8 protein-coding genes and 1 pseudogene are annotated in these 13,216 nt (G+C 63.3%); 3 read left to right on the forward strand and 6 right to left on the reverse strand.

The genetic code is table 11. The annotated features are described in order from the left end of the window. Positions 1 to 105: 105 nt before the first annotated feature. A complete protein-coding gene (locus tag ABIC21_RS02175; protein ID WP_354348788.1) occupies positions 106 to 714 on the reverse strand; it encodes a lytic transglycosylase domain-containing protein in 609 nt (202 codons plus the stop codon). A 1,247-nt stretch (positions 715 to 1,961) separates the two neighbouring features. Beyond that, positions 1,962 to 2,465, reverse strand: coding sequence for a bacterial transcriptional activator domain-containing protein (locus tag ABIC21_RS02180; protein WP_354349061.1), 504 nt, complete (start codon positions 2,463 to 2,465; stop codon positions 1,962 to 1,964). A gap of 751 nt (positions 2,466 to 3,216) precedes the next feature. Here ABIC21_RS02180 and ABIC21_RS02185 point away from each other — a divergent pair. Then, positions 3,217 to 4,020 carry an IclR family transcriptional regulator gene (locus ABIC21_RS02185; RefSeq protein WP_354348789.1) on the forward strand — a complete coding sequence of 268 codons (804 nt, stop codon included), beginning with the start codon at positions 3,217 to 3,219 and terminating at the stop codon, positions 4,018 to 4,020. Positions 4,021 to 4,049: 29 nt separating this feature from the next. On the opposite strand, the gene ABIC21_RS02190 is transcribed toward ABIC21_RS02185, so the two are convergent. Both ABIC21_RS02190 and ABIC21_RS02195 read right to left on the reverse strand, forming a co-directional pair. Next, positions 4,050 to 4,862, reverse strand: coding sequence for an IclR family transcriptional regulator (locus tag ABIC21_RS02190; protein ID WP_354348790.1), 813 nt, complete (start codon positions 4,860 to 4,862; stop codon positions 4,050 to 4,052). A 491-nt stretch (positions 4,863 to 5,353) separates the two neighbouring features. Beyond that, positions 5,354 to 6,127 (reverse strand): N-carbamoylsarcosine amidohydrolase, encoded by a 774-nt coding sequence (locus ABIC21_RS02195; RefSeq protein ID WP_354348791.1) that lies wholly within the window; start codon positions 6,125 to 6,127, stop codon positions 5,354 to 5,356. A 464-nt stretch (positions 6,128 to 6,591) separates the two neighbouring features. Here ABIC21_RS02195 and ABIC21_RS02200 point away from each other — a divergent pair, with 464 nt between their 5' ends. Then, complete coding sequence (locus tag ABIC21_RS02200) at positions 6,592 to 10,458, forward strand: hydantoinase B/oxoprolinase family protein (RefSeq protein WP_354348792.1); 3,867 nt, start codon at positions 6,592 to 6,594, stop codon at positions 10,456 to 10,458. 117 nt (positions 10,459 to 10,575) lie between these two features. Then, the gene (locus ABIC21_RS02205; RefSeq protein WP_354348793.1) at positions 10,576 to 11,940 is read left to right on the forward strand and encodes an MFS transporter; all 1,365 of its coding nucleotides are present in this window, start codon (positions 10,576 to 10,578) and stop codon (positions 11,938 to 11,940) included. Between the two features lie 211 nt (positions 11,941 to 12,151). Here ABIC21_RS02205 and ABIC21_RS19300 read toward each other — a convergent pair. Then, a pseudogene (locus ABIC21_RS19300) lies at positions 12,152 to 12,759 on the reverse strand (glycogen debranching N-terminal domain-containing protein); the annotation flags it as partial. Further along, positions 12,651 to 13,106 (reverse strand): glycogen debranching N-terminal domain-containing protein, encoded by a 456-nt coding sequence (locus ABIC21_RS19305; protein WP_502935950.1) that lies wholly within the window; start codon positions 13,104 to 13,106, stop codon positions 12,651 to 12,653. The pseudogene ABIC21_RS19300 and the gene ABIC21_RS19305, both read right to left, overlap by 109 nt. Between the last annotated feature and the right edge of the window lie 110 nt (positions 13,107 to 13,216).

Consider the following 13,216-nt stretch of genomic DNA (forward strand, 5'->3'; position numbering starts at 1 on the left):
TGGATGACAAACTATCCGAAAAAGCTGCGAGGTGCTGATCCTATTTGCGTGACCCGGCGATATTCTGCCCCCAGCGGCTGAACCCTGCCCCGGCAGCCCGTAAACTCATTCGTCGGTGCCCGTCTTCGCGGCGTATGCAGTGGCTTGGGCCCGCACCTGGCGACTGTAGGGATCGGACTGGTTGTAGGAGTAGATTGCGTCGGTCCATCCATGCGCGGTTGAGAGGTCACGACCGTGAGCGCACAGATAGGTCGCTGCACTGAGGGCGGCGTCGTCGATATTGAATGGGTCCGCTGTTCCGTCGCCGTTCCCGTCCCGCGCTACAAGCTGCCAGGTGGAGGGAATGAACTGCATGGGTCCGACGGCGTGGTCCCAGCGGGCGTCGCCGTCCAGGGCACCCGCGTCCGTGTCGGCGATGGCGGCGAACCCGTTGCCATCGAGGCTCGGGCCCACAATGGGGCCGCTCGACTGCCCTGCGGCGTTGAGGCTGCCGCCGCCGTAAGTTCCGTGCGCTGATTCGACGAAACCTACGGCTGCCACGGTGTTCCAGCCGATCCCGCACATCGGAGCGGAATCGTTGGTCGTGGCTGCCGCAGCAACGTAGGCCCGGAGCGCGCGGGCAGGGATCCCGGTCTGTTCGGCAGCCCGGATGAGCCACTGGGCATCCGGGCTTGGGGTTACGTGCACGGCGGCGGTGATGCCGGTGGACAACATTTCAAGTTTCGCCCCTGCTCTCGGAGGTGCAGAAAGGGCCCCGCGGGGGTCTGCGCCGGGGTGCCGGGTTGCCCAGAACGAGAATGCGGTGATGAGCGTAACAGCGAACAGGCTGAAAACCATAAGGCGTTTTAGACGGAGCACGGACTAATCAAACCATCCAAGCTCAGTGACCAGTTGACGAAACCGTTCCCAGCGGATCAAGATGGCCGTCGGATCGTTCGCGGGGCTCTGGCCCTCCAGACGGACCCGACACCAAACTCTCCATGAGCACCGCGGCATCCCCCGTTCCGTCATGTCGCCCTCGACCACGCAGACCATGAAGGGATGTGAAGTGCCAGCCAGATAGCGTGCACCTCCCCACGGCACATCGCCGCCCAAGTCCACAGCGTCATGTCCTAGACGCCGCAGGCACCCATGAGAAGTAGCAAAGGTCGAACCGTCGACCACACAGGAAAGGAGCCACCCGGCAATAGCACCGGCATGAGTCCGGAGAAACGTGTTGACCCTGCTGTCATTCCTTCAGACCATCACTTTCGCCCTTTTGGCTGATGCTGAAAATCGCGATTTTCGCGAGGTACGCCATAGTGGCCACGGAAAAGTGAGCCAATAGCGAGGCCCGTACCAGAAAATCTAGAGATGATTCTAAGAGACTGATAAGTGAGACTAGGCTGCCAAACGTTGGTGAGCCAGATCCACGGCGCCACTTCATGGCCGGATCGAGAGGGGCTGATTCTGATGAGCCAGGTGCATTCCGGCGGCTCCGAGGGCTCTAAATGGCCGAACGGTGGGCCGCCTACCCAGGCCACCTTGGTAATTAGAGTCTGGAGTAAAACAGAAAGTCCTGAACCCTTCCGTGCACGGATCATCGCGGAATCGTCGGAAGGCGGCGAACCTAAGGTTAGTTATGCTCGCGGCCAGGCGGAAGTAGTCGCCGCGGTGGACTCATGGCTACGCAACCTCCCTGACGCTTAGGAACTTGCCCGCCGCCGAGTGAAAGGATGGTTCACCAGAATCGACGGCGACCCTTGCAGCCGCGCGAGCGACTGTCTTGCCCGTTTCCGAAGAACGTCGAGAAGCCCTTATCGTTTCTCGGTGTTGGACGTTCCGTTATGAGTTCTCCTCCTGCGATTGCATTCCAGACAACATGAGGGTGTCGATCGCGAAGCGATGGTGATGAGTCCTCCGATGCGAATTATGTCTGGGAACACTGTGAAGACGAGTCAGTGTCATGCCAGGCCCGGCTCTCACAAAACGTCGGCGACGAGGCGCCGAATGCCCGCCGATGGCGCAAGGCCCATGTCCTTGTCCTTGTGCAGCTTCGTTCGATACTTTTCGAAGGCCTGAAGCGCGGCAGCATTGTTGCCCAGCTGCCTTTGAGCCTGAATGAGAAGTCCAACCGCACTTTCGTAGAGCGGTTCAAGTTGTAGTGCTGCCTCCGAGGCTTCCACGGCACTCTCGTAGTCACGGCGCGCCAGCGACTCGCGACCTATGATGTGGAACGCGTGGAGCCGATCCTGCCGCAATCTGCTCTGTTCAAAGAGCACCCAATCGTCATACCAGCCCGGGAGCAGTTCGGCGTCGCGCAACAGGTTCAGAGTGGATGCGACGTTCCCGTTGAGCCCGTTTTGGCTTAGCTCTCGAACACAGGACCGGACGCGGTGCAAGTCGACCTCTACCGATTCGCTGAGGGAAAGTTCAGAGCCCCCGTTGACCAGCAGCCCCGGGACGTGACGTGAGACCAGGTGCATGCTCACTCGCAGACTCTCCATGGCCAGACTTTCGCAACTGTCCGGCCACAGGAGCCCGACCAGGTAGCTTCGAGGTCGGGGACCGTGGATAGCCAGGGCGGTGATGAGCCGCTGTTGACGCACTGCAACATGCAGAACGCACGAGTCCCGGCGGAGCTTCCACGATTGGAAAAGGCTCAGCTGAAAATGGCAAAAGTTGCCGCTTCCCATTGGTACCCCCGAATCCAGCGTGACTGCCGGCTGGAATAGTTCTAGCCATGAGGATCCGCATTTCGACAGGGGATGTCAATGGCTTTCGGCATCCTGCAGCGTTGTGAACGCAATAGCTTGACCCGAGCACACGGGCCGCTAATGCACGTGAGTGGCCACCCTAAAGACTCGTTCCCGCAATCAGGGTCAAAGGGCCCTAGCGAAGACATTTCTCAAAAGAGGGCTAGTCAAGCAAAGCTCCGCCAGTATCATGAACTTTCGTTATCCGAATCACTCCAAATGGGCCACTGGGTATTCCCGCCCCAACTTCTTCCTGGTTTCCCGCTTCCTCGTCGGCGACCGCAGACTGGCCCGTTCCGACCTAGAAACGAATCCTTCGGGCAACTTCCATGCGTACAGCTAGTTGCCTCAGCGCCACTTCGCGCGGGTTGCCCGCTGGTCATGTCTGAAGGGGCTGCCGCATCTTCCGTATTTCGCCCGGATTGCGACATATGATGGCCAAAAGTGTGGCCGAACAGTCACGCCGCACGAAAGGATGCAGATGGTAGGCAGGCCGAGGCAGGAAAGCGGACAGGTCCAAGGAGCTGCGGCGTCGCTGTTGAATGGTCTCGCTGTGCTGGAAGCCTTTTCTGTACAACATCCGGTTCTTGGTGTAACCGAGGTTGCTCAGCGCGTTGGCCTTCACAAGAGCACGGTCTCACGCATTCTTGGCGGTCTAACGGAAGCTGGATATGTCCAGCGAGACGAGGAGACGGGACGGTATCGGCTCGGGCTGGGCCTTCTTGCGTTGTCCGGCCCTCTGCTGGCAGACCTGGATGTCCGCCGAGCTGCGGTTCCGTACCTGGAGCAGCTAACTGAAAGCACTCAAGAGACCAGCGCAATCTCTGTCTGGAATGGTCACGAGGCCATCGTCGTGGAGCAGGTTCCCAGCCCGTATCAGGTTAAACACACTGCCACTATCGGAACCCGGTACAACAAATTTGAGAGCTCCTCGGTGCGGGTCTTCCTGGCGGAGCTGGCGCCGCCTCTCGCGACCGAACTGATCGAATCCGGGCGCATACTACGCACGGCGGGAGATGGTTTGCCGTTGGACCACACTGCCCACCTGCAGGAAGTCGCCCGTCAGGCATACGCAGTTAATGACGGTTCGACTGCCGACGAGGAGTTTGGGGTCTCCGCGCCGGTTCGGGATTATCGAGGCAAGGTGGTGGGTTGCGTCACTGCATCCGCTCCGCGTTCCCGTGTGCACAAACACGGCAGCAGGGACACTCTGGTTCAAGCCGTACAGCATGCTGCATCGGAAGTATCATCCCGCTTGGGCTGGACGGCTTCCCTTCCGGCCTGATCCACTTACGGAGGAGCCGTAATGGCCCATCAGGGCAAAGGATCTATTTCCCCCGGCAGGCTGCCCAGACGTGTCGATACGCGCTCAGCGGCCTGTAGCACGGCTTCGCGGAGGATCGACTGACTCTGCTGGTACTGCACTCGGGCCCGGGGCGCACTGGCTGTGATGCAGCCGACGACTGCACCCCGGTAGTCCCTCACAGGGGCGGACACGCCGTATTCCTCGTAAGTGGTCTCACCGTCGTTGACGGCGAAGCCGCGGTCCCGCACGCCGGCGAGCTGTTCGTGGGCCGCGTCCTGGAGACCCCGGTAGCCCTCCCGCAGGACTGTCCCGCCGGCCAGCAGGCGATCGGTCTCATCGGACGGCAGTTCGGCGAGGAACACGCGGACGGAGGAGCTGGCGAACTTGTTGTAGCGCGTGCCGATCGCCGCGCTGTGCTTGACCTGATGGGGGCTCGCCGTCTGTTCCACAACGATCGCGTTGGTGCCGTTCCAGACGGCGATCGCGGCCGTCTCGCCGGTGGCTTCGGTGAGTTCTTCGAGGTGGGGCAGGGCGGCACGGCGGACGCCGAGTTCGGCCAGCAGCGGTCCTGCCAGGCCGATCATCCCGAGTCCGAGGCGGTATCGCCCGGTGTCTTCGTCGCGCTGCACGTATCCGGCTTCATCCAGGCCGGTGAGCATCCGGGAGACGGTGCTCTTGTGCAGGCCGACGAGTTCGGAGATCTCCGTGACGCCCAGGAGGGATCGCTTGGCGACGGAGAAGGCTTCGAGAACCGTCAGACCATTGAGCAGCGATGCCGCCGCCCCTTGCGGTTTGTCGGCGGTGGTTTGTGGCTCCAGCATGAGTTCTCCCTCTTCGGGCGCTAGTGCAAGTCACCCGTATCAGTCATCGTACGATGCCCTTTCCTCCTCTGGCCGGAGGCCGGGCCGCCGGCCGCTGCGGGCACGCCGCGGCGCGGTCCAGGAAATCCGGGACCGCGCCGTGGTGAGAGGATCCGCTTAGCCCACGGGGGTCTTGACCGGGATCGCCGAGGTCGGAACAGCGTCGGCGGAGTTGGGCAGGTTGTTGAGGTACTGGATGAGGTTCTCCAGCGGCTCTTCGTCCACGGCGGAGGAGCCCCTCTGCTGGACGGTCTGGTCTCGAATCTGCTCCTCACGGCATTGGGTGATGGATCGGCATAGCGGGATCCTTGGCGACTGCCGTGTTCCAGAAACGCACTCATCACCGCAGTCCGGCCCGACCCGACGACAGCCGGCACCCGCTGAGGGGTGCCGGCTGTCGTCGAGTCTGGCCGGGGATGCCGGGCCGCGGGGCTCCGAGAGTGCGGTGCGGTTTAGGCCGGATCCGGGGGGCACGCCACCTCGGGCTGGGGATCCGAGAGGGTCTTGGGGACCGTGTCCTCGAACTGCGGGAGGCGGTTCAGGTAATCCACCACCGAGTCCGTGGACTCCACGTCACCGAACTTGTTGTCGATGTCGTAGAGGTTCCACTGCACGACGCCCGGGACGCGGTCGCCGATGGTCTCCCTGGGGATGATCGGGCGGAAGCCCTTCGCGATCGCGTCCTCGACGGTGTGGCGCACGCACCCGGCCGCGGTTGCACCGGTCACGATCAGGGTGTCGATGCGGTTGGAGGTCAGGAAGAGCTCGAGGTTCGTCCCCGGGAACGCCGAGGCGCGGTTCTTCTCGATTACGACCTCGCCTTCCGCGGGAGCTATGCGGTCGTCGATCTGCGCCCAGTAGGAATCCGCCGGAAGGGTCTCCGTGGGGATCTTCGAGTACCACAGACCCATGTCGTTCGTCCCGGAGGTGGCATCGCGGTTGCGGTACACGTTTGTGGTGTAGAAGACCGGGACACCCTTGGCGCGCGCGGCCTCGTTGATCCGCTGGACGTTCGGGATGATCGTCTCCATGCCTGGGCAGCTGAACGGGTGGCCCGGACGGGTCCAAGCGTTCGCGAGGTCAATGTGGATGACGGCGGGGCGGTTGCCGTAGCCGATCCGGCGCTTGAAGCCTCGCTCGTTGTAGATGTCCGTGCCTGCTTCGAACGCCTCCTCCAGCACTGCTGCAAGACGGGCTTCGATGTCGTTGAACGTCTCTGTTGTCATAGCTGTCTCCACTCTCTCGGGGACCGGGCTTTCCCTGTCCACATTTTGTTGCTGTGTCATCACAGTAGTTGCTGTTTGCGCAACGCACAACCCCTTTTCTGAGGCTTGCCGGAAATCGCTTCCAGGCCCCGCGTCGCCCCAGTAGTCCAGGGCCGACGTCTTCCACAAAGCATGAACTCGAAGCAAGGCGATTTATCCAAAAGCGAGCGGGGGGTCAACCTTTGATCACTGGCAGCATCCGGCCTGCAGGCGAAGGGGGCGTCCGAAGAAATAGAGCCGCTAGCCATTGCGTGTTGCTTCCACGGGAACTACATTGCTTACTAAGCAACTATGTGATCTAAAGCACATAGATTTGCGGTCTAACCCCAGCGGACTCCAATTGGGGGTTGCCGAATGGCCGAGAGGCCCTCGCAGGCTTTCCCCTTCAACGTAGTCCTGAGCCTCACTTCCGAAAGGACCCCAGTATGAAGCGCATCGGAGTAGACGTCGGCGGCACCTTCACCGACTTGTATTTTTCAGACGACGCCCAGCGCATTGCCGTTGTGGAGAAGGTCCCGTCCACCCCGCACGATCCGTCCGAAGCCGTTATCTCCGGCATCAAGAAGCTCTGTCAGAAGGCCGGTGTCTCGCTTGCGGAGATCGACCAGCTGGTGCACGGGACCACGGTGGCTACGAACACCGCGCTGACGCACACCGGCGCGGAGGTCGGGATGATCACTACCGAGGGTTTCCGTGACATCCTGCACATCGCCCGGCACAAGAAGCCGTTCAACTTCTCACTGCAACAGGAGCTGCCGTGGCAGACCAAGCCCCTGATCAAGCGCCGTCATCGGCTCACGGTCAAGGAGCGCATCACGGCACCCAACGGCGACGTCCTGGTTCCCCTGGACGAAGATGAGGTCCGTGAGCGCGTGCGCGAGCTGAAGGCTGCCGGAGTCGAGGCCATCGCCGTTTGCCTGCTGCACTCGTACCTGAATTCCGCGCACGAGCAGCGGATCGGGGAAATCGTAGCGGAGGAGTTCCCCGAGGCCTACCTGTCCCTGTCCAGCGAGATCGTGCCCCTATACCGGGAGTACGAGCGTTTCTCCACCACCGCGCTCAATGCCTATGTCGGGCCCCGGGTCTCGCGCTACCTCTACCGTCTGCAGGAGCAGGCCGAAGGATTGGGCTACAAGCGGGAGATCCTGCTGATGCAGTCCTCCGGCGGTATGGTTCCGATCAAGGAGGCCGCCAAGCGGCCGGTAACGCTGATGATGTCCGGACCGGTCGGCGGCCTGATCGGCGGCATGTGGGCCGGTCGCCAGTCCGGCTTCGAGAACGTTGTCACCCTGGACATCGGCGGTACCTCGGCGGACATCGGTGTTGCCTATAAGGGTGAACTGCGCATGCGTCACCTGCTGGACACTAAGATCGGCGATCACCAGGCCATGGTCCCGATGGTGGACATCGATACCATTGGTGCCGGCGGCGGTTCCATCGCCTACGTCGACGCCGGCGGGGTCTTCCGCGTGGGTCCTCAATCAGCGGGAGCTGTCCCGGGCCCGGTCTGCTACGGCCGCGGCGGGTCGGAGCCGACATCGACCGATGCCCAGGTGCTGCTGGGGCGCATGCGTCCAGACCGCGTTCTGGCAGGCTCAGGTATGGACATGGACCTTGATGGCGCTCGAAAAGCCATGGAAGGTCTGGCAGAAAAGCTGAACATGTCCGTGGACCAGGCAGCCCTCGGCGCGCTGCAGATCCAGAAGTTCGGTATGACCCAGGCGATCGAGCAGAACTCCGTGCGCCGGGGCTACGACCCGCGCGACTTCACCCTCGTCGCTGCCGGCGGTGCCGGCGCACTGTTCGCCTGCGAGATCGCCGCGGAGCTGGAGGTCCCGAAGGTGCTGATCCCGGCCCACCCCGGCATCATGGCTGCCACCGGCCTTTTGGCTACCGACGAGAAGTACGAGTTCGTCGCCACCAACCGGTTCACGTTCGCCAACGCCAACCCCGCCGCCATCCAGGCCTCCTTCGAGCAGTTGGAACGCGAGGCCAATGCCCAGCTGGATGCCGAGGACGTACCGGGCGAACGCCGCAAGCTCGAATGGCTCGCGGACGCGCGCTACGAGGGCCAGGGATACGAGATCCGCTTCACTGCCCCCGAGGGGCCGGTTAACCAGGCCTGGCTGGAAAAGGCCGAGGCAGCCTTCCACGATGCCCACTTTGAGGAGTACGGTCACCGTTTCAAGAACGGCACCGTGGAGGTCATCAACATCCGCGTGGAGGCCAGCGCCGTGATGGATGACTTGCCCACGCCGGAGGCGATCAAGTCCGGTTCCCTCAAAGACGCCCTGGTGGAAACCCGTCCGGTGACCTTTGAACAGGATGGCAAGCCGGTGACCCTGGACACCAGTTTCTACGACCGCGACAGGATGGGCGTGGGAATTACCTTCACCGGTCCCGCCATCATCGAACAGTACGACTCCACCACAGCTATTCCTCCGGGATTCTCCGGAGCGGTGGACGCAGCCGGCAACCTCGTCATCGATTGCCCGGCCGCGACCCAGAGTGCCGAGAAACTGGCCACGCCTATCCTGATGCGCGTGATCGGGGGCGCTCTGAACTCGGCGGCCAAGGAAATGGCCTCGGTGTTGTTCCGTATGGCCTATTCCTCGATCATCCGTGAGTCCGAGGACCTCGGCGCAGGGCTGTTCGACAAGGACGGCAACGTGCTGGCCGAGTCCGACTCCACGCCAATGTTCATGGGCTCCATGCCCAAGATCGTCAAGGGCGTGATCTCGGTCCTGGGCGATGACATCCACGACGGTGACATCATTCTGCACAACGATCCTTACTTGGGGGCCACGCACTCCCCCGACGTCGCGATCATCGAACCGATCTTCCACGACGGGGAACTCGTCGGCTTCGCCGGCGCCTCGGGCCAGCTGATCGACAACGGCGGCGCGTACTCCGGGCTGATGGTGGACATCCAAGACATCCAGTCCGAAGGCACCATCTTCCGTGCGGTGAAGATTTCCGAGAAGGGCGTCCGCCAGGAATCGCTGATCCGGCACATCCTCAACAACACCCGCACACCCACTTCCAACGAGGGCGACTTCCAGGCGATGATCGCCGCCTGCGAGCTGGCCAAGTCCCGCTACATCGCTCTCATCGAGCGGTACGGCTTCGGCGCGGTCCGCGAAGCCGGCCAGAGCTGGATCGACTACTCGGAGCGGATGCTGCGCCAGGAGATCGCCAAGATCCCCGACGGCGTCTACGAGACCGAGGTGGGCTACCTGGACGACGACGGCCGCAACTACGGCAAGAAGCTGCCGATCGTCGTGAAGGTGATCATCGAGGGTGACGAGATTACCTACGACCTCACCGGATCCTCTGAACAGGTGCCGACCGCCTACAACTGCGCCTTCGAGGGCACCACCGTCTCGGCATTCACGTTCATCACCCGGATGATATTCCTGGATGAGGTTGCCTTCCCCGTGTTCGTGCCCCAAAACGAGGGCATGCTCAAGCCGCTGAAGGTCATTGCCCCGGAAGGCACCATCTTCAACCCCACGTACCCGGCCGCAACCTTCTCCCGGTTCTCCCAAGTACAACGTGCCGTCGACCTGGCCCTGCGGGCCCTCGCCCCCGTCATCCCCGAGCGCGTCACCGCCGGCAACTCCGCCCACATCCACTTCATCTCCTACTCAGGATGGGACGAGAAACAGGGCGAGTACTGGGTCTACCTCGAGGTCAACGAGGGCTCCTACGGCGCCCGCGCAACCAGCGACGGGCCGGACTCCGTAGACAACCTCATCGCCAACACCCGCAACAACCCGATCGAGGAGCTCGAGTGGCGGTTCCCGATGCGCACCGACCGCTACGAACTGCGTTCCGAGCCTGCAGCGGCCGGCGAGTTCCGCGGCGGCATCGGCATTGTCCGGGAGAACACCTTCCTGACCGATACCGCGATCACCTGCGAGGGCGAACGCCACGAGTCAGACGTGCCGTGGGGCGCTTTCGGCGGCCATGACGGTCTCAACGGCTCGCTCGTGAAGAACGTTGGCCGGGCGGGCGAGGAGTCCTGGCCGTCCAAGGTCACCGGTCGTCAGCTGCTGGCCGGCGACTCCCTCCAGATCACCGTGCCCAGCGGTGGCGGCTTCGGCGACCCGCATCGCCGGGACCCGCTAAAGGTCCTCGAGGACGTGCTGGACGGCTTCACGACTGCCGAGGCTGCCGCCCGTGACTACGGCGTGGTCCTCAAGGAGGTCAACGGCCAGCCCACGGTCGATCTGATGTCAACTGCCGAACGCCGCGAGGTCCTGGTCTCCGAGCTCAGTTCGGCAACCTGAGCCAGGAGCAGCAGTAAGGGGGGCGGCCTGGAGCCAGTTAGCGACGCTGGCCTCCAGGCCGCCCCTTCGTTCCCTACTCATCACACCCCCACCTATCCCCGTGAATTAGGAACCGCTATGACCACTGCCCCAACCTTTCAATTTGTCGAGTCTGATGTCAGGCCCAAGGACGTCCGGCTGGCGACCTGGATTTGCTTCTTCGCCTGGACCTTCGCTGTCTATGACTTCGTCCTGTTCGGCAACCTCCTGCCGGTGCTGGCTTCAGACCTCGGCTGGAGTGCTGCCCAGTCCACGGGGATTAATACCTGGGTGACGGCAGGAACTGCCCTCGTGGCCTTCGGGATTGGCCCGATCGTCGACCGGATCGGCCGCCGCAAGGGCATCCTGATCGCCGTCGTCGGTGCCGCCGTCGCCTCCCTGCTGACGGCCACTGTCGGCTGGGTTGTGGGCCTCGCTGCCGGCCTTGGACTCGTCTTCCTGGTCCTCGTTCGTTCGCTGGCCGGCCTCGGCTACGCCGAGCAGTCCATCAACGCGGCGTACCTCAACGAGATGTTTGCCCACAACAGCGATCCCGCCAAGGCACGCCGCCGCGGTCTCATCTACTCACTCGTCCAGTCGGGCTGGCCGGTCGGCTCCGTCCTGGCGGCCGGGTCCGTCTACCTGCTGTTCCCCATCGGCGGGTGGGCGCTCTGCTTCGCCGTGGCCGCCCTCCCCGCCGTCTTCATCGTCCTCGCCGGACGCTGGCTCAAAGAAAGCCCCCAGTTCGCCCACCGTCACCAGATCGACAAGATGATCAAGGACGGCCGGATGGAAGAGGCACAACAGCTCGGGGACAAATACGGGATTGACGTCTCGGAGAAGTCCAGCCCACTCGTCTCGGTCTTCCGCGGAGAATCGCTGCGGTCCACCCTGACGATCGGTGGTGCCTTCCTCCTGAACTGGCTGGGCGTGCTTGCGTTCGCGATCCTCGGCACGTCGCTGCTCACGGCACCGGACGGCAAGAACGTCGAGTTCGACAACGCGCTGCTGGTACTCATCATCTCCAATGCCACCGCCTTCGCCGGCTACCTGTTCCACGGCTGGCTCGGTGATCGGATCGGGCGCCGTAACGCGATCGGGATCGGGTGGATCCTGTGTGCCGTTTCCTTCTTCACCATGCTCCAGGCCCCGAACGGGGACTTCCCGCTCATCATCGGGCTGTACAGCGCCGGGCTGTTCTTCCTCATCGGCCCCTTCTCCGCCCTGCTGTTCTTCACCGGCGAAAGCTTCCCCGTCCACACCCGGGCAACGGGCAGTTCCATCATCAACGCCTCCGGCCAAGTCGGAGCGATCATCGGCGGCCTGCTCATTACCGCCACACTCGCCGCTGGCGCCGGCTGGATCAACGCCACCCTATGGTGGGGGGTCCTCCCCATCCTGGCATCCGGCCTGCTCATCTTCGCCGCACGCAACGTCGACCCCAGCAAAGTCCGCACGGACTGACGGGGACGAACCCACACCACAAACAGCATCCGCACGGCGGGAGCTCCCTGAACACTGGAGAGCTCCTGCCGTGCGGATGACTTTAACCAGCAGGTTCCCTTATCGATGGACTGCTAGGCGGGTTTGCTGCTGCACCTCCTCCCCGTCTGGGTGAGCAGGAGCTGGCATGCCGGGGTTGCCGCTGAGGCTGACGGGCCCGCTCGTTCCGTTGAGCTTTCTTGCGCAGCCTGGCCTGCTCCACCAGATCGGGCATCCATAGCCGGTGCCCGCGGTGGAGCACCATGCCCTCGGGCAGCCCTTGGACGGAGGTGGTGGAACCGGAAATGTCGATGGTAATCCGGCCGCCGGCCATGGGTGCATTGGTGATGTGCAGGTCGCCATAGGCCTCCGGCAGTACCGGGTCCAGCCACAGACCGCCACGTGAGGCTGGTCACCAGCAGGATCGGCGCCGTCGAGGCCCAGGCCTGCGGCGAACACGCCGTCGGATACGGCACGGGCTGGCCGAACCGTTCCCGGGCGAAGCCGCAGAAGAGCTCGGGCAGCCGGCCGTCCGAGTACTGGGCGGCCTCCAGCAGGGCCGTGGCGATCCGCTGCGCTTGAGGCAGTGGCCCATATTAGAGGCGCAGGCCTCCACCGGGCGCTTGTACTTATCCAACGCGATCGCATAGTACCCGCGATCGGACAGCCACAACTGTTCGCTGAACCGGTTTTCAGCTCTGCCGCCCGGTCGGTGAGCTCGTCGCCCATGGCCGTGTCATCGGCGTCGTAGGCCATCCAGGCACGTGCCATGTACGCCGAATAGACGTAGGCTTGGACCTCGGTGCCGCCGTGCCGGTTCCGTCCACCGTAGGCATTACGCTCAGCACCGTGCTCCAGTGGCCGTGCTGGGGGACAACTGTGCGATATGTCAGGGAGTCCGTCCCGACGTCGTCGGCGCCGCCGGCGACACCCACCTCGCGCAGCCGCTCCACAAGCAGCGGGCTGTCCGCATACCCGTCAGAACGGGCAACAAGGCCCGCAAACAACGCCCGGTAGGGTTCCTTCGTTTCCGCCGCCAACGGCTCCAGCACCTGGCCGTCAACGGTAAGGCTCCAGCGGGACAGGATGCGCGTGTCCTGGAAGAAGACCCCGTGCGGCAGTTCGGGTTGGATGTCCCCATTCGGCAGCGAGGTCCTTGGTCAGGCTGCCACCGCCGCCTTCGTTCTATTCGGACGCTACGCGCGTCCGTTCAGGGTTGCCAGAGCAGGGCCTCGAAGGGTCACGAAAGAGTTGAATA

This window comes from Pseudarthrobacter sp. PvP090, from assembly GCF_040547365.1.
Classification (GTDB): Bacteria; Actinomycetota; Actinomycetes; order Actinomycetales; family Micrococcaceae; genus Arthrobacter.

Bases quoted from the DNA above. Each gene is read 5' to 3' on its own strand.
- ABIC21_RS02175 (WP_354348788.1), bottom strand. From the start codon at position 714: ATGTTGTCCACCGGCATCACCGCCGCCGTGCACGTAACCCCAAGCCCG.
- ABIC21_RS02180 (WP_354349061.1), bottom strand. From the start codon at position 2,465: ATGCACCTGGTCTCACGTCACGTCCCGGGGCTGCTGGTCAACGGGGGC.
- ABIC21_RS02185 (WP_354348789.1), top strand. From the start codon at position 3,217: ATGGTAGGCAGGCCGAGGCAGGAAAGCGGACAGGTCCAAGGAGCTGCG.
- ABIC21_RS02190 (WP_354348790.1), bottom strand. From the start codon at position 4,862: ATGCTGGAGCCACAAACCACCGCCGACAAACCGCAAGGGGCGGCGGCA.
- ABIC21_RS02195 (WP_354348791.1), bottom strand. From the start codon at position 6,127: ATGACAACAGAGACGTTCAACGACATCGAAGCCCGTCTTGCAGCAGTG.
- ABIC21_RS02200 (WP_354348792.1), top strand. From the start codon at position 6,592: ATGAAGCGCATCGGAGTAGACGTCGGCGGCACCTTCACCGACTTGTAT.
- ABIC21_RS02205 (WP_354348793.1), top strand. From the start codon at position 10,576: ATGACCACTGCCCCAACCTTTCAATTTGTCGAGTCTGATGTCAGGCCC.